This window comes from Flavobacterium sp., assembly GCF_049240005.1.
Taxonomy (GTDB): Bacteria; Bacteroidota; Bacteroidia; order Flavobacteriales; family Flavobacteriaceae; genus Flavobacterium.
Genome location: NZ_JBMLTK010000102.1, coordinates 21,973 through 39,442, shown reverse-complemented (window position 1 = coordinate 39,442; position 17,470 = coordinate 21,973). Strand labels below are relative to the sequence as shown.

Here is a 17,470-nt window from a genome sequence, read left to right as displayed (position 1 = left end):
ATGTTGGTTCGGATTTCGAGATATTTCACCTACCCAGACATTAAGAGACAAACGCCCAATGAAGCATTTTGTTGGGGCAGGTTTATCTTTACAGAAGACGACGCAAACCCCTGCGATTTTTTAGTAATTCTCGATCAGCCTAAGGCACCTATTAGCACCGATGTGCCGCCCAATCGGATAATTCATATATCTCAGGAACCACCAAATGAAATAGCCGGATATCGACAATTCGGAAACAAAAAAGTTGCGCATAGGTTCGGACAAATTAAGCATCCGCAAATTACGTTTTCGCACGGTGCTTTGCCTTGGCACATTGATGTCAATTATGATACCTTACAGCAAACTAAACCCGAAGATTTGCACAAGACAAACGAGGTGGTTTGGGTAACGAGTAGTTTAAATTTGTCGAGTGGGCATTATTTGCGCATGAAAGTCGTGGCGCAATTGCAAAACAGTTTTGTGAAGATTTACGGAAGGGGAATTCAACCTATAGACGATAAGTACACGGTGTTTAAATCAGCTAAATACGTGATTGCTTTTGAAAATTACGCACACAGCGGCTACTGGACCGAGAAAATCGCTGATGCTTTTTTGAGTTATTGTTTACCCATTTACTTTGGCGCAACTGATATAGATGCCTATTTTCATCCGTTATCGTATGTGCGTTTGAATCCGCGATCGAAAACTTTATTGTCGGATTTGCAATCGATTGTTGATGATCAAACTTGGGAAAAGCGATTGCCTTACATCATCGAGGCGCGCACTGATGTTTTAAACAAGCACCAACTATTTCCGTTTTTAGTAGATAAAATGGAAGCTATTTTGGCGTCGGAAAAGCAGCCGAATGTTCCGCAGCGTGTAGAAATTCCCGGCGGCTCGGCGTATTTCGACAATATTCCGCTAAGCATCAGGTTGCAGAAAATTTGGGTACGCTTGCAGTACAAATGGTATGCAATAACTAAAAGTAGGAAGTTATGACCTATCATTCTCAATTTGAGCAAGATTGGTTTTTAGATGAGGTTGTTTTTGCCAAACAGAAAGGCGGTTTTTTCGTTGATGTAGGAGCTCACGACGGTTTAACCTACAGCAATAGCGCTTTTTTTGAGTTTTACAGGAGTTGGGACGGTATTTGCGTGGAACCGAATCCGCAGGTGTTCGACAAGTTGAAGACGGCACGACAAGTTCGCTGCGAAAATTGCGGTTTAGGTGCTGTCGAGGGTGTTTTGCGTTTTACCTCCATATCGGGTTATGCAGAAATGTTAAGTGGTTTCACCGATTTTTATGTGGCAGAGCACAAAGAACGAATTGCGCGCGAATTAGAGAAACGCGGCGGGTCGGTCATCGAACTAGAAATTGCAGTAAAGCCACTTTCTAGTTTAGTAGACAGTCATAAAACTGTCGATTTTATGAGCATTGATACGGAAGGAAACGAACTTGAAGTACTAAAAGGAATTGCTTTTGAGAAACAGCATATCAGTGTTTTAGTGATTGAGAACAACTACCAAGATAATCGGGTTTTGGAGTTTTTGAAAGAACTTAATTATCTGAAAGTATTTACTTTAGATACCGATAACGTTTATGTTTTGCAGTCTGAGTGGAATGCAGCTATGAAGTTTCGTTTGTTCAAATGGAAGTTTCATATGAAAAAAGCTTCGATTTTGAGACGACTTTTTGGGTAACGATTTTTTGCGTTAAGGACAGCAGCGACATCCTTTTGCCGGAGGTACGTAGGCAAAATATATAGCGGATGGCCTGACGGTGCCTGGAAGATTTTTCATTGAAGAACGATTGTTTGGCACCGGAACGCCCAAAAACTAATCAGCATTTTTATCGATTTAAATTCGTTTAATTTTCGAGCCGAGGCATACAGCGCGGCAGATTTTGCATTTTCTTTGCGGTGAAAACACTTTACGATGCGCGAGCGACTTGGGATTGTGATTACCGACGGTGTTGGCTTTCGAAATTTCATCATTAACGATTTTATTTCGGAAGCTGTTACCTCTTTTAAAGAAATTGTGATTTTTAGTTTCCTCCCTGCTGAGGTGTATCCGAAATTTCCTGCTAATGTTCGTGTTGTTCCTCTAGATACCATGCCCGAGCGCACCATTTCCTGGTTTTTTAGAAAATTTAAGGAAGTGGCTCATATGCAGAAATTTGCAGCGGGAAACTTTGGTATAAACGACAATTTACAACTGATGCGCGCTTTGGAGTGGAATGTGCAAGGCTTGCTAAATCCGCTGATTTATCATCTCACGCGTTTTTTGCATAGCGAGCGGATTATTCTACTGGCCGAGCGTTTGCAATACGCTACTTTTTACGGGCAGTCGGCTATGGCGTTTTACCGCAAGTTGTTGCTAGACAATCCGGTTGATGTATTGTTTTTTACACACCAGCGTCCGCCGTTTATTGCTCCGATAATAAAATGTGCTAAAGATCTGAACATCATAACATCAACGTTTATTTTTTCGTGGGATAATTTGGCGTCTAAGGGTCGAATGGCGGGTAGTTTTGATCGGTATTTAGTTTGGAGTAATTTGATGAAATCCGATTTGTTGGAATTTTACGATTCGGTTTCAAATGCGCATGTGCACGTGGTTGGAACGCCGCAGTTTGTTCCTTTTGTGACCGAATCGTTTGGTCAGGAACGGGCAGATTTTTTCAAGAAATTCGATTTGAATCCGGATTTGCCTTTGGTCGTTTTTACCTGTAATGATTCGAGTAGCCGCAACGATCCGCATTACTTGGATGTTTTGGCGCAGTTTATTGAGAATAAGCAATTAACGCAAGAAGTTTCGGTTTTAGTTCGCACCTCGCCGGCTGAAGATCCGTTGCGTTTTGCGGCGATACGGGAAAAATATCCGTTTTTAAAATGGAACGATCCGAAATGGATACTGGCTTCAAATTCGGGCACTGAAACCTGGGCACAGCGCACACCCACGCACGAAGATATATCCGATTTGAAGTCGATGTTGCAGTATGCGGCATTTACGATCAATGTACTTTCGACCATCACCATCGATTCGTTTATTTTTGATAAGCCCGTGATAAACCCGGTTTTTGGAATGGGAAGCAATGGTTTGTGGAATGATCAGAAGTTTTTAAAATTCAGACATTTAGAAATTCTCGAGCGTGCAAATGCGAGTTTGATTGTTAAAGATGCCGACCAATACTTAACGGCTATCAATTTTTTACTTTCTGGCGGCGATGATAAGGCGGCAGCGCGAAAGTCTTTTGTAGACTTACAGATAACCGTACCGTTAAGCGCTGTTAATAAAACGATTGTAAAGACTTTGTACGAATTCGAATAAGTTCAAATCGTTTGCATTTACAACGAAAATGAACGTATATTCGTTTTGATGCAAAACTACTACAAACGCACTCTTGGATTGGTAATTACTGATGGCGTAGGCTTCCGCAATTTCATTATTAATGATTTTGTCTCCGAAGCATTACTGGTATTTGACCGCGTTGTGATTTTAAGTTTTTTGCCCCTCGAGGTTTATCCCACAGTCCCGGATCGAGTTGAAATTGTTCCTTTGCGCTCCTCAGACGAGCGGTTTTTAACGTGGATGTTTCGCAAGTTTAAGGAAGTAGCGCACATGCAGCGGCACGCCAAACACAATTTTGGTATTCGCAACAGTTTGCAGCGCACACGATCAACGGCTTGGAGTCCGAAAGGAATCGTTAATCGCTGTATTTATTTGATTTCTAAAATTTTTCATAGTGAAGGAGTTGTGTTGGGTGCCGAGCATTTGCAGTACAATAGTTTTATTGGGCAGCCTATCTTGGAGGAATATCGCGAGATTTTACTGCGCACCCGCCCGGATGTTTTATTTTTTACGCATCAGCGACCGCCGATCATTGCGCCATTATTAAAAGTTGCGAAATCGCTTGATTTGCCCACTGCAACTTTTGTTTTTTCGTGGGATAATTTGGCGTCAAAAGGCAGGATGGCTGGGTCGTTCTCGCATTATCTGGTTTGGAGTTCGTTGATGAAAGCCGAATTACTGGAATTTTATCCTCGAATTACCGAGCAGCAAATTTCCATTGTAGGAACGCCGCAATTTGTTCCTTTTATAGATAGTCGATTTACGAGCGAGCGAGAGGCGTTATTTCGAAAGTTCAATTTAAATCCGGATTTACCACTAATTGTGTATACCTGTAACGACTCGACCATCAAAAACGATCCGGTTTACCTTGATTTTTTGGGTTCGTTTATTGAAGCAGCTAAGCTTGTTCGAGCAGTGAATGTTTTGGTGCGTACTTCTCCGGCAGAAGTTCCGGGACGTTTTGCAGCAGTTGCCGAAAAATATCCGTTCTTTAAGTGGAACTATCCCGACTGGAAAGTGACAAAAACGCCTTTCACTGAAAGTTGGTCGCAGCGCGTGCCAAGTTTTCAAGATTTGTGTGATTTAAAATCGATTTTAACCCACGCAGCGTTCACCATAAATGTGTTATCAACGATTACTATTGACTCCTTTTTGTTTGACAAGCCGGTTATAAATCCGGTTTTTGGGAATGGAAACAACGGCTATTGGGACGATCAAAAATATTTGAAGTTTCGACATTTGATTCCATTGGTCGAGTTGAAAGCGAGTCATATTGTCACCGATGAAAAGCAGTACTTAGAAGCAATTAATCGGTTGTTGTTGCATGGAGACGACAAGTCGGCGCTGCGGAAATCGTTTGTTGATTTGCAAATAGGTTTTCCGCTGGAGCAGGTAAACTCTCGGATAACGGAAGAATTGTATGCTCTAGCGCAAAAGGACGCTTCATTAAAGTCAAAAGAGTAGGAAAAAGGTTTGTTATGAAATCAGTTGTAATCTTAGCAAAATCGAGACCTCTCGAATTCTACGCGCTGTTTTTTTTAATGGTGTTCGCCACTGTCGTTACGACAGGAAAAACGATTGCTTTGGGTTTACTTCCGCTGTTGGTTTATTTTTTCTTTAAGGATTCAAAAGCGCAGACAGCTGGCGAATTACTTCTTTTTTGCAAGCTATTTGCAGCTATTTTTTGTCTTAATTTTTTAGCTGTTTTTGATTGGCATTCGTTAGGTGTTGATATGCCTCATCCGGATTATCATTTTTACGCTAAAATTGCATCATACTTTAACGAATTTGGTGTAGAGAATTATTTGAATGCCAAGCACTTCATCCTTGAAAATACGAGTTTCGCTGTTCCGTATCGCAGCGTCGACACATGGATTTTAGCTGTTTTAAATAAGTTTTTGCCGATTGCCGATTTAGAGTCAGTACAGCTAGTTTACAGACCTTTAATTTTCACTGCGGTTTCGTTTACTTTTTTTAAATTGTTTAAGTCGCAGTACTCTTCCCAAATTTTGTTGTTTGTATCAGCGATTCTCGTCAATTTCTTTTTGGCAGATTACTTTACTTCGTGGTTGTTACGCGATGAGAAATTAGCGCTCATTTCAGTTTCAAGCTACCATAAACTATGGATTTACTACATCGTCTTTTTGCGTTTATTCTGTTCTATTTACAAGCACGGTTGGAAAGAAAACACTTCGGTTGTTTATTTAGCTCTGCTTCCCTTACTTATGCAAACTACGTTTCCTGTTTATGGGGTAGTTTTTTTATGGATGATATTCGATTATAAGTTCTATTTGAAAAATTATTGGCTCACTACTGCCGTATTTTTATCGATTTTGTATTTCGGATTGTTTTATTACTGCTATCAAGACGATCAAACAGCGTTTTATACAACTGCACCAACGGTTATTTTAAATTCAGCTAGTGAAATTTATAAGGCATTGCAAGAAGTTTTGATTGATGTCGGAAGAAATGGAGGCTTAGTTATAGGAAGCTATCTCGTGTTAGTGCTCCTATTTCTTCGAAGAAAAATGCGTTTGGCGATTTTTGTTTGGCCTTTAATGATCCTAATTTCGGGAATGTTATTGGGAATCCTAGTTTTTCCGACTCCAAATTCCTATCAATTCTATTTAAATCTGTTGGGTCCTGTTTTCGCAGCAGTATTAATTCTTCTTTTAGTTGTTAGCGAACGACATCAGCAACTGTTTCAATACGCATTCATAGCTATCGCGCTGGTTGGATTTATTCAACAGCAGTTTTCAGTGGGTTTTTATAACTGTCAATCTATTTGGAACACAGATGAATCTACTGTGAATAGATTTAAAAAACAAATTTCCGAAGTCGATTTTCCCATTGGCGTGACGTATTACAAACAAACATTCGACAATTACAATGAAAATTTCAATCAGCGCGGAGCGGACATTTTATTGTACGCTAATGCTAGATTAGATGTTGTTAATATACGAGCGCTGGAACTTTCTGTTTTCGATTTTTCTTCGAAGAACAGTGCTATTTCAATTTGGAGAAAACAACACCAAATGAATCATTCTGAAAATATTGAAGAGCGTTTTCTTAAGGCTTTTCCTTTTAGATTTTTATTTACCGACTGTCAGCCCCACGAATTACCGTCGTATCTTGCAGTTAGAATTAAACCGGAGTCGGCAATTTTGCTGAACGGAACTACCCTTTACCTACTAAAATGAAAAAATTAGCGATCCTATGTGCGTATCGTTTGCTCCCCGATCGGGTGGGTGGGATGGACTATTTTTTTTGGAAGTTCGACTATGAAGCGAAGAAATTAGGTTGGAATCCGGTGTGGTTCTTTCCGAACAACAGCGAGCACGGACAATACAGCAACTTGCATATTGTTTCGAGCGAAGGTTTATCGGTTGAAGACAGCTTTTTGAGCTACAACCAACAGTTTGATTACGTTTTTACACACTTTCTCGAGTTATGTACCCCTTTTTATAAGATGGCTCGACCGCTTGTTAGAAAGAACTTCATAGCGGTAGATCACAATCCGAGACCGCTTGGAGGTTACCCGTTTAAAAAGCGAATTGAAAAGCGTGTAAAAGGCTTGTTATATGGTTGTTATATCGATCGATTCGTTGGAGTTTCTAACTACACAGTAAAAGAGCTCATTGCCGATTTTGGCTGTGTGATACGAGATCGTACAACCTGTATTTATAATGGAATCATCGCAGCAGATATTCAAGTTAGATCAGAGCGAAATACCGTAAAACCTAAATTTGTTGTGGTTTCGCACTTGCGTGAAACAAAGGGCATTCAAGATCTTATTGCAGCCGTCTCACTTTTAGATGACAACATCAAGAAAGAACTTCAAATTGATGTTTTTGGATCCGGACCGTACGAAGAAGTGCTGTTTCAACTTTGCGATCGATTTGAAGTAAGACAAAATTTCAATTTTCGAGGTAATTCTCCAACCGTCAAGCAACAATTAGCAAATTACGATTACTTACTACAACCTACTCATATGGAGTGTTTTAGCTTGAGTATATTAGAAAGTTTAGCCGCTAATGTTCCCGTTATTACAACGCCGGTTGGAGGTAATAAAGAAGCGGTACATCACGGAAAAAACGGATTAATTCTTCCCGCGAAGAACGTTAATGCTTGGGTAATTGCTTTGGAGAAGTTATGGCGCGGATCTATTGTTTTAGATTCGAATGTAAGCGAAACGATTCGCAAGCATTTTTCTTTAGAAAATATGGTTCAAAATTATTTGAAGTTACTGCAATAAGTGGTCGCGAGCTTGGTCGGCGTAAATAAGTCTATTGTGGCTATGTTAATTGCTCGTCTCATAATCGACTTGCACATTCATTTTTGTGATCGATTCGGAAAAAATGCTTTTTCTTTTTTAGAACTTTAAACAACTAACATTTCCCATAAAAATTACCTCGATGATAGAGACGTAACAATGCTGCAACACTTATGAACACCGCAGTAGATTCTTCGGCTGAACCAAATCCATAGAAAAAAACACAAATTCATCGGATTTGCTCCTTCATAAAGTTTTACTTTAGCAGTTCAGAAGTTTATAAGCAAGATTTAAGGATTTTTAGATGTGTGAACGATATGGATGAACTTAATCCAATTTTACCAATTTATAAGAAAGCACAGAGTCTTCTCAGTTTACAAGAATTCCACAATAGAGTTAATGTTGTTTTTCATGATCACGAAGCAGTTCATTATGATGAATTGCATGCAGATATGCTAGAGAGTTTGCAAGAACAATTTGATTTTTTAGCAAACGATACCGAGCTTAAAATGAGAGACAATAAGATTGTATCGCTGCTCGATTTTGGCTGCGGAACTGCGCTGGCTACGCAAATGTTTTTAAAAACTAGCCTAGCACAAAACTGCCAAAAAATTACGTTGTTCGATACTTCTGCGCAAATGCTGGAAAGAGCCAAAGCGAAAAGTAAAAATTGGTCGCAGCAAGTTCAAATAATCCACGAGCAACTGCCCGATTTTACCGGAAAGTTTGATGCTGTCATGCTTTCGAGCGTTTTGCACCATATTCCTAATCTTCATACTTTTTTGAAGAATATTGAATCGCTGCTGCGACCAGGAGGTATTTTTATTCACTTACAAGACCCAAACAAAGATAGCGACAGCGACCCAGAGCGAATGGAGCGCGAGCTATTACTCAAATCTCGAATGCAGCAACAAGCGGTTCACTCAAGTTCCATAAAACACTTTCTACCCAAAAAATGGCGGAACCAATTGAATAGAATGCTGGGTAGAAAAACATACATTGATCGAATTAACGATGATTTATTGAGAGAAAAGGTAATTAGAAAGCGACTAACCGCCGATGATTTGTGGAAGGTTACCGACATACAAATATCCGAGAGTGGTTATGGTGGCATTTCTATGAAGGAATTGAAGACCGTGTTAACAAACTTTCAACTCATCACACATCGAAGCTATGCTTTTTACGGTGTATTAAAACATGATTTGCCGGCAGATTTAATTCCAATGGAAGACGAATGGGCCGCTAAAGGGAGTCTAAATGGTCGAAATGTAGCTGCGATATGGCAGAAAATCGAGTAAAAGTTGCGTTTTTAACTCCGGAATTTCCGTTGCCAGAATTCGGAAAGTGCGGCGGCTTAGGGAGCAGTATTAAAAACCTAGGTATAGCTTTAAAAGAGCAAGGCATTGCAGTTACAGTAGTAATTTACGGCCAGTATGAAGATTCTGAGCGCGATTATTTAGGAATGCGACTAGTGGTTGTGAAGCACTTACGACTGCCGGGACTGTCGTATTTTTTCCGACAAATAAAATTACAACGGGTTCTTCAACGATTAATTTCTTCAAATGAAATCAATATAATTGAAGCTCCAGATTGGACAGGCCCGTCGGCGTTTTTACCTGTTTCCTGTCCAGTTGTGGTAAAAATTCACGGTTCTGATACGTACTTTTGCGCACTTGATAAAAGAAAACCTAAAGTGTTCAACAATTACCGCGAAAAAAGAGCGCTGCTTTCGGCAAACAGTATCGTAGCGGTAAGTCGATTTTGTGGAGAATTCACACAAAAGGTATTCGATTGTTCTTTTTCTTTTACCAGAATTTTCAACGGCGCTGTTCCTTTGCAAGTTAGTCGAAGCAATCCGCAGCGATCGGTCGTTTTTTACTTCGGTTCTCTGATTAGAAAAAAGGGAGTTTTAGAGCTGCCACAGATTTTTAAACAGGTTCAAAGTCGGATACCTAATGCCGAACTTTGGTTGGCAGGAAACGATAGCATTGATGTTTTTGAAGGAATTTCTACCAAATCAATACTCCAGTCTGTTTTTGAACGGGAAGCCGTTCCGAATGTGGTTTTTCGAGGAACTTTAAATCCAAATGAAATTACCGAGGCACTTGCGCAGTCGAGCGTTTGCGTTTTCCCTTCTTTTGCCGAAGCACTTCCCATGGCTTGGATGGAAGCAATGTTTCAAGAAAAAGCAATTGTCGCCTCGAATATCGGTTGGGCTACTGAAATGATTACTGATGGAGTGGAAGGTTATTTAGTACATCCAAAAAATCACTCCGAATTTGCCAATCGAATTTGTGATTTACTTGAAAATCCAGACCTTCGGACGCGTTTTGGTACCGCGGCACGAGCAGCAGCTCTCAAAAAATTTGACATTCAAGATATTGCCAAACAAAATTTAGATCATTATCGGATTGTTATTCAAAAATATGCAGCTAAAACTAAATGAGTATATCACGGTAAACGGCGAAGTGCTGTTGTATTGCGGACAGCCCGATTTGTCGCGTTTGGAAGATTTATCCAAATCGGAAGGCGATTTATGGCACAGCGGACTTCAGCAAGGTTTGCGTAACGCATTCCCAGAAGTTATCTATCAATCCTCAGTACAGTTTTGGTATATCAAAGATTTTGAAAATCTTTCAGATTGCATTTCTTGGCGCTGTAATCCCGAGGCATTTGTCGTGCGCAAAGCCGTATGGGAACAATTAGGTGGCTTCGATTCTGAATACGGTAATCCGTTGGTTGCAGCATTCGATTTTTCCTATCGTTTATTGCGCTATTTGGGCGGAATACCTAAGCATATAGACGATCTGTTTCCTGCGAATTTGTACCTCCAACCAACCCTTTCAGCCTACGATCGGTACCAATTTTTTAAAAAGAATTTTAAAACTTCGCACAGTGTTTTTATGCTCTTTCGTTGCGGTTTATGGAATCCAAAAGAGGTTTATGCTTTTTGGAAAACACGTAACTTCAAAGTCAAGTCAATCAGGCAAGGAATTCCAGCGCGACCTTTAGCAAAACTTAAAGAGTATCCATCGGTTAGTTATATCATTCCGACGATGATGCGACAAGATTTTACACGGAATTTACTCGACGATTTAAGCAAGCAAAGCGTATTGCCAACCGAAGTGATCGTGATTGATGCTACCCCAAATCTAGATGTGGCTGTGGCTTATCCGCAAGAAAATTATCCGTTTAAGCTGATTGCAAAACAGCAGCAATCAAAAGGAAGTTGTAGGGCTCGCAACGAAGCTATTGATTTGTGTACCGGCGAGTATATCATTTTTGGCGACGATGATATTCGCATTCCGAACACTTTCATAGAATCTCATTTGAGCTTTCTTAAAACTTATGGCGCCGAAGCCTGCAATGGTTTAGATATCAGAGCCGATCATCAGCAGCAAGATTTACATGATCTCGAGCAGAAATTACAGAAGTACGAGCAAGAAAATGGAGTGCGCGCTGGGGCAACATCGTGTTTTAGTAACGCTAATTCATGTGTATTGCGAGCGGTAGTAAATCGATTGGGTGGAAACGACGTGAACTTTGATGGCGGTTACGGCGAAGACAGCGATTTTGGTTTTTCGATAACTAAGTTGGGAATTTCGGTTTTACATAATCCGTTTGCTGTAAATCTACACTTAAAACCCCCTCAAGGCGGTTATCGCTATTGGGGATTGCAAGCAAAAAAATCTGGAAAAGCACGAAAAGCTCAACCTTGGGAATTAGGAAAACCTGTGGGCAGAATAAAACCAGTGCCCAGTCCGACAATAATGTACGGTATCGTCAAACAATTTTCGGCTACCGAATTGCGGGAATATAAGATCAAGTATATGGTACATTATCTCATTTCTGGCAACAAACTTAAATTTCCCCTGCGGGTATTAAATTTGCCATATAAATTCCTGCAGTTTAAAGAGTCGTTGTACTATGCAAACCGGTTGGCAGAAAGAAAAACAAACTGAGTCATTTTCATAATTTTCTCCTCAAACTCCTTTCTATGGTCAATTCAGCAGAGCACATACTAAAAAACAAGTGGTTTAAATGTACAGTTGCTGCTATAGTTGCCAGTTATGCGTTATTTCGACTCTATTACTACAGTCAACTGCCACTACAATCTGGAGATTCTGGACTTTTCGCACAGAATGCCGAACAACTTTTGAACGGCGAAATTACACTAACACAAAACAATGGATTTAGCGTCTTTTATCATATTCTTAGTTTACCTTTCGCTTATCTTTTCGGAACCTTTGAAGGTAATCGCGTTTTTAATGCCGTATTAGCAGTAGTATTTATTGCCTATGTTTTTGCAAATTGCCGATCGTTTTACAGCCGCGTTTTTTGGTTGCTCCCTTTCTTTACAGCTGCAACACTCGACGTGGGTACCAACGACTTACTATTTCAGTTTTTCTTGTTTATCGGATTACACCGGCTGTACATGGCCATCGATAGCAAACAGAAACTCTCGGGTTTTGGTTTAACTGCACTGGCGACAGCAATTTGTATTCGACCACTTTTTGTCATGTACCTACCTGTACTCACAGTTTTATTCGGTTTTTTCTTTTGGAATCGCTTAAAATTTTCGAGGAACGACGTTTTTGCAGCTACAGGTTTACTTTTACTTTTTTTGACATTGAATGCTGTTAGTATTTTCAATAATGGGAAAGTACTTTACGATAATAAAGAGCCTGATCCAAAATTGGGCGTAAATTGGATTGAACGTCAGTACTTGAGTCAGTTAGCAGTAAATTCAGGTAAAATTCCGAACTATACTCATGTTAGTTGGGAAGATGTAACTGCCTACAAAGCGGAAAACGGAGAAAATTCATTACCAAAAACTTTGATTCAAGCGGTAACGTTCGATTTTAAATTAACGCTGCTCGAAGCGGGTAAAGATTTTCTGTATATCGTGAAAGATGGTACGCGTCAGACCGGTTTGACATTGCTACTGGTACTTGTGCTGCCCATTTTTTCATTCCGTAAATCCAGTTATTTACAGACGAATGCACTCTCAATAACCGTTTTTATAGGAGTGCTAACATTTGCTGTTGTAATTATCAGTTTTGTTGAAATGCGTTGGCTGGTGCCCCTGATGCTATTAGCTGCGTTACATATAGAGTCGGTTTTTCGAAAACAATTCCACAAACAAGCTGCGGTGCTTATTTTATCGAATGTACTTTTCATTGTACTTATAGCTATTTACGGAAATTGGAATATTATAAGACAATTTTTATAGTTGTTATTTTTTTAGGACTTGCGAATAATGAAGCACATTAAGCCTTTCATAGGAATAGAAAATCAAAAGGAAAGCGATTCGGTTCCGTTTAGCCTGATTGTTTGCACCTATATGCGAAGCAAGGCTTTGAAAACGCTGTTGCAGTCTGTAGAAAAACAAACGCGATTACCTACTGAAATATTGATCATAGACGGATCTACCAATACAGAAACGACCGAGATGATCAATAACTTTCCACTTAAAACGCGCTATTTTTTAGTTGACCAGAATAATCGAGGTTTAACTAAGCAGCGAAATTTTGGAATAGAAAGAGTTGCGGCAAATAGTGAAATTGTATGCTTTTTAGACGACGATACTGTTTTAGCACCGACCTATTTCGAAGCAATTCTAAATACATACGCACAGTATCCTGAGGCATTGGGAGTTGGCGGTTTTATTACCAACGAAATCTCATGTTGGCCTGCCGAAAATAAATCGTATTCCAAAACAAATTATTTTGAGTACGGCGGTTATGTACGTTTGGAAAGTTTACGCTTTAAAGCCAGAAAGTGGCTAGGGCTCGACAGCAATTTACCGCCTGGCTTTATGCCCGAGTATGGTCACGGGCGTTCTATATCGTTTTTACCTCCCGACGGTAAAATTTATGAAGTCAATTTTTTTATGGGAGGTGTAGCTTCATATCGAAAAGAGATTTTTAAAAAACTGCAATTTTCACAGTATTTTGAAGGCTACGGACTTTACGAAGACGCACATTTTTGCCTGCAATTATCAAATTTGGGAAAGCTGTTTGTGAATACTGCAGCCCAGTTAGAGCATCATCACGACGTGCAAGGTCGACCAAATCAGTATAAATACGGCAAAATGGTAGTGCGAAACGGCTGGTTTGTTTGGCGGACCAAGTACCCGCATCCATCGTTCAAAAACAAGTTCAAATGGCATGTTATCACACTGTTATTGATGTATATCCGATTTACAAACGTGCTCAATACCAAACAACGCAAAGCAGCATTCACTGAATTTTTAGGGCGTAAAATTTCTTGGATTAACGTACTTTTGGGGAACAAACCCAAGTTAGAGTAGCTCGCATGAGATTCACGGTTTTTACGCATGTGACACATGTGAAACACAACGATAAACTATATGCCTATCGACCGTACGTAACCGAAATGAATATTTGGTTTAAGTATTTCGATGAAATTCGTGTTGTTGCTCCGCTTTCAAAGGCTCATTTTACAGCTATCGATGCACCATACGAACACGCCAAAATCACTTTCGTAGAATTAAAAGCGTTTGATTTTACTTCATGGGCAAATTTGTTAGCAGCACTCTTTTTTCTGCCGTTTAATTTGTTCATCATTGCACGCGAATTTCAAAAAAAAGCACATTTTCATTTGCGTTGCCCAGGTAATATCGGCTTTCTAGCATGTATCATACAAGTTTTCTTTCCGCGAAAGCAAAAAACAGCAAAATACGCCGGTAATTGGGATCCAAACAGCAATCAACCCAAAAGTTATCGATGCCAGCGCGCCATTTTAAACAGTACATTTTGGTCAAAAAATATGCGCGTTTTGGTTTATGGCGATTGGCCCGACAATTCAACCAATATTCAACCATTTTTTACAGCTACATACAGTGAACAAGAGCTGCTCGAAACCACCACAAACCGAGAAGAATTTCCGATACAATTTTCGTTTGTGGGAGGTATTACGGCAGGTAAAAATCCGTTTTATGCTTTAGAATTAATCGAAAACCTGCAGCAGCAAGGACTCGCTTGTCGATTGAATTTCTACGGATCGGGAGATTTAGAAAATGCGTTGAAACAACGAATTTTAGAAAAGAAACTTTCGTTTTGTAATTTTTTTGGTGCTGTTTCAAAGGAGGATTTAAAAGCAGCTTACCAAAAGTCGCATTTTATGATTCTGCCTTCGCAGAGCGAGGGTTGGCCAAAAGCAGTTGCCGAGGCAATGTTTTGGGGTTGTATTCCTGTTATAACTCCCGTTTCTTGCGTGCCACAAATGCTCGACTTCGGAAAGCGGGGAATTTTATTAACTGGCGATGTTATCCGAGATTCTGAGCAATTGATTACTTTGTTGCAATCAGGTGAAATGGCTGCCATGAGCAAAGCAGCTCAACAATGGTCGATTTCCTATACTTTAGAGTCGTTTGAAAATGCTATTAAAGCCGTCATACACCATGCGAATACTACAATTAATTGATTCTTTAGATGTTGGCGGTGCGGAAAAAATGGCCGTTTTATATGCCAACGAATTAGCGCTGCTTATCGATAAATCGGTTTTGGTTAGTACAAGAAAGGAAGGTGCCTTAAAGAAAAGCATTGCAACCAATGTGAGTTATCATTTCTTAAACCGTCGAGGAGTATTCGATTTTGGCGCATTAAAGCGTTTAGTCAGAATCTGTAAAGATGAGCACATTACGCACATTCATGCACACGGAACATCTATTTTTTTTGGTAGTCTTGCAAAAGTGCTGTTTCCAGATGTACAGCTTATTTTTCACGACCATTTCGGTTCGTTACAGCAACGAAAAGTATGGAAATATAGATTAGCAACCTTTAAAGCAAATTTCTGTATTGCGGTTAATGAGCAAATTGCCGCTTGGAATTTCCAGAATTTAAATTTGCCCTCGTTTTATTTACCTAATTTTTCGGTAGTTCCTAAATCTGAGATTTTTAACTTACAGAGATCCGATTCTAAGTTTACAATTTTGGTACTAGCTAATTTTAGGAAAGAGAAAGGACATGAATTTTTATTTCAGATTGCTAAAGAATTGAAATTACGCGGAGTAGAGGCTATCTGGCAGTTGTACGGACGAGTTTCGGATCTTGAGTATTATAGCCAATTACGAAGCGCTGTAAAACAGCTAGATATCTCCGAAGCTGTTGTTTTTTTTGAAAATCAATCGGATCTATCACTAGCATTACAACTAGCTGATATTGCGGTCTTAACCTCTTCATTTGAAGGCTTGCCTTTAGCATTAATTGAGTATGGATTAGCGGCAAAACCAGTTGTAGTTACCAAAGTTGGTGCTTGCGAAACGATAGTGCAGTCGGAAGTGAACGGATTTGTAGTGCCCTATGGAAACGCAAAGGAATTCGCGGATAAAATTGAATATTTGTATCGTAATCCAGATAAAAGAGCCATTTTTGGAGAACGATTGTACGTTGAAGTAAATCGAACCTTTTCTGCGGAAGCGGTCTTATCGACATACTTACGACTTTTGGGAAACACGCATGACAGACAATAGGTACTATACTCTAATCGGAATTCATATTGCCTTAGCGTTTGCTATTTGGTTGGTTTTGCCGTTGGCTAAGTTGGTGGCTATCTTGGTATTGCTAGCAAGCGCGTATTATGTCATCAAAAACCAGAATCGAAACAACGAAGCGTTACTCGCGGCTGCATACATCACTGGAATTGAGGTTTTTTTGCGTGCTACAGAAGGTGTGCCCATCTACGAGTTCGGCAAATACGGCGTCATAGGAGTAATCGTTATCGGAATGTTTTATCGCGGATTTTCCAAAAGTGCAGTTCCGATGTGGATTTATCTGCTCGCGCTGCTTCCTTCACTTATTCTCGCATTTGTGGTATTGAATCCAGACACGGAGCAACGAAAAATCATTTCCTTTGTAATTAGTGGTCCCATTTGTTTAGGTCTATGTGGATTGTATACCTACCAGCGCAAAGTAAGTTACGATCAGTTTCAAGATATTCTACTCGCATTGTTACTGCCTATTATTAGCTTAACAACATACGTTATTCTGTTCAATCCGAGTGTGCGCGAGATTGTTTCAGGAACCGACTCCGATGGCCGACTTAGCGGAGGTTTCGGACCCAATCAAGTTTCTACCGTATTTGGTTTAGGAACTTTTATTCTCATTAATCGCGCGCTGTTGAAATCACCGAGTTTACAAGTAATGCTGGTGAATATTGGTCTAGCAGCAATTGTCATTTTTAGAGCCATCGTAACATTTTCGCGAGGAGGAGTTTTTACTGCCATTGCCATGATCTTAGCAGTAATGCTTATCCTATTTATACGTTTGAATGTTAATGCACGAGTAAAGATAAGCAGGCTATTGTTTTGGATGATTATTGGAAGTATTGGGATTTGGGGCTATTCGTTACTGCAAACAAAGGGGTTAATCGGAAATCGCTACGCCAACAAAGATGCTCTTGGTCGAGTTAAAGAAAGTAAATTCACCGGACGTGAAGAATTGGCGCAATCGGAGTTAAAAGCATTTTATGAAAATCCTATATTAGGCGTTGGTGTAGGGAAATCTATCGAAATTCGAAAGGAAGAAACCGGTAACGACGCAGCATCGCACAACGAGATAACACGCTTATTGGCAGAACATGGTTCCCTTGGTATTCTCATTCTTATTCTGCTAGCCGTAACTCCGATTGTACTTCATCTGGGAAATAGGCAGAATTTTTTCATGGTTCCGCTGCTCTTGTTTTGGGCCCTAACTATTAATCACGCGGCTATGCGTATCGCCGCGCCCGCTTTTGTTTATTCTCTTGCACTACTGCATGTCGAGATTCCCTTTATTAGGAAGAAAAACGTGTCGTAAAAAAACTACATTAACCCAAAGTTTAACTGTTGTTTTGTAATTTCGAC

General features: G+C 39.9%; 14 protein-coding genes. All 14 read left to right on the top strand.

Annotated elements, in window-relative coordinates:
• The 14 genes from ACOVQQ_RS10535 (at position 1) to ACOVQQ_RS10470 (ending at position 17,423) form a co-directional block, all read left to right on the top strand.
• Positions 1-978 carry a glycosyltransferase family 10 domain-containing protein gene (locus ACOVQQ_RS10535; RefSeq protein ID WP_421818157.1) on the top strand — a complete coding sequence of 326 codons (978 nt, stop codon included), beginning with the start codon at positions 1-3 and terminating at the stop codon, positions 976-978.
• Positions 975-1,679, top strand: a complete 705-nt coding sequence (locus ACOVQQ_RS10530) for an FkbM family methyltransferase (RefSeq protein ID WP_421818156.1) — start codon at positions 975-977, stop codon at positions 1,677-1,679. Before ACOVQQ_RS10535 ends, ACOVQQ_RS10530 begins: the two co-directional genes overlap by 4 nt.
• Positions 1,680-1,913: 234 nt before the next feature.
• Complete coding sequence (locus tag ACOVQQ_RS10525; RefSeq protein WP_421818155.1) at positions 1,914-3,308, top strand: hypothetical protein; 1,395 nt, start codon at positions 1,914-1,916, stop codon at positions 3,306-3,308.
• 48 nt (positions 3,309-3,356) lie between these two features.
• Positions 3,357-4,793, top strand: coding sequence for a hypothetical protein (locus ACOVQQ_RS10520; RefSeq protein WP_421818154.1), 1,437 nt, complete (start codon positions 3,357-3,359; stop codon positions 4,791-4,793).
• A gap of 14 nt (positions 4,794-4,807) precedes the next feature.
• Positions 4,808-6,529, top strand: a complete 1,722-nt coding sequence (locus ACOVQQ_RS10515; protein ID WP_421818153.1) for a hypothetical protein — start codon at positions 4,808-4,810, stop codon at positions 6,527-6,529.
• Complete coding sequence (locus tag ACOVQQ_RS10510; protein WP_421818152.1) at positions 6,526-7,584, top strand: glycosyltransferase family 4 protein; 1,059 nt, start codon at positions 6,526-6,528, stop codon at positions 7,582-7,584. Before ACOVQQ_RS10515 ends, ACOVQQ_RS10510 begins: the two co-directional genes overlap by 4 nt.
• A 335-nt stretch (positions 7,585-7,919) precedes the next feature.
• The gene (locus tag ACOVQQ_RS10505; protein ID WP_421818151.1) at positions 7,920-8,900 is read left to right on the top strand and encodes a class I SAM-dependent methyltransferase; all 981 of its coding nucleotides are present in this window, start codon (positions 7,920-7,922) and stop codon (positions 8,898-8,900) included.
• The gene (locus ACOVQQ_RS10500) at positions 8,882-10,048 is read left to right on the top strand and encodes a glycosyltransferase family 4 protein (protein WP_421818150.1); all 1,167 of its coding nucleotides are present in this window, start codon (positions 8,882-8,884) and stop codon (positions 10,046-10,048) included. Before ACOVQQ_RS10505 ends, ACOVQQ_RS10500 begins: the two co-directional genes overlap by 19 nt.
• Complete coding sequence (locus ACOVQQ_RS10495) at positions 10,029-11,564, top strand: glycosyltransferase family 2 protein (RefSeq protein ID WP_421818149.1); 1,536 nt, start codon at positions 10,029-10,031, stop codon at positions 11,562-11,564. Before ACOVQQ_RS10500 ends, ACOVQQ_RS10495 begins: the two co-directional genes overlap by 20 nt.
• Before the next feature lie 35 nt (positions 11,565-11,599).
• Positions 11,600-12,835: a hypothetical protein gene (locus ACOVQQ_RS10490; protein WP_421818148.1), complete on the top strand. Its 1,236-nt coding sequence runs from the start codon at positions 11,600-11,602 to the stop codon at positions 12,833-12,835.
• 27 nt (positions 12,836-12,862) lie between these two features.
• On the top strand, positions 12,863-13,915 hold the full coding sequence (locus ACOVQQ_RS10485) for a glycosyltransferase family A protein (protein ID WP_421818147.1): 1,053 nt from the start codon (positions 12,863-12,865) through the stop codon (positions 13,913-13,915).
• A gap of 5 nt (positions 13,916-13,920) precedes the next feature.
• Positions 13,921-15,051, top strand: coding sequence for a glycosyltransferase family 4 protein (locus ACOVQQ_RS10480; protein ID WP_421818146.1), 1,131 nt, complete (start codon positions 13,921-13,923; stop codon positions 15,049-15,051).
• Positions 15,029-16,099 carry a glycosyltransferase gene (locus tag ACOVQQ_RS10475; RefSeq protein WP_421818145.1) on the top strand — a complete coding sequence of 357 codons (1,071 nt, stop codon included), beginning with the start codon at positions 15,029-15,031 and terminating at the stop codon, positions 16,097-16,099. The genes ACOVQQ_RS10480 and ACOVQQ_RS10475 overlap by 23 nt, the downstream gene beginning before the upstream one ends.
• Positions 16,086-17,423, top strand: a complete 1,338-nt coding sequence (locus tag ACOVQQ_RS10470; RefSeq protein ID WP_421818144.1) for an O-antigen ligase family protein — start codon at positions 16,086-16,088, stop codon at positions 17,421-17,423. The genes ACOVQQ_RS10475 and ACOVQQ_RS10470 overlap by 14 nt, the downstream gene beginning before the upstream one ends.
• Positions 17,424-17,470 lie beyond the last annotated feature (47 nt).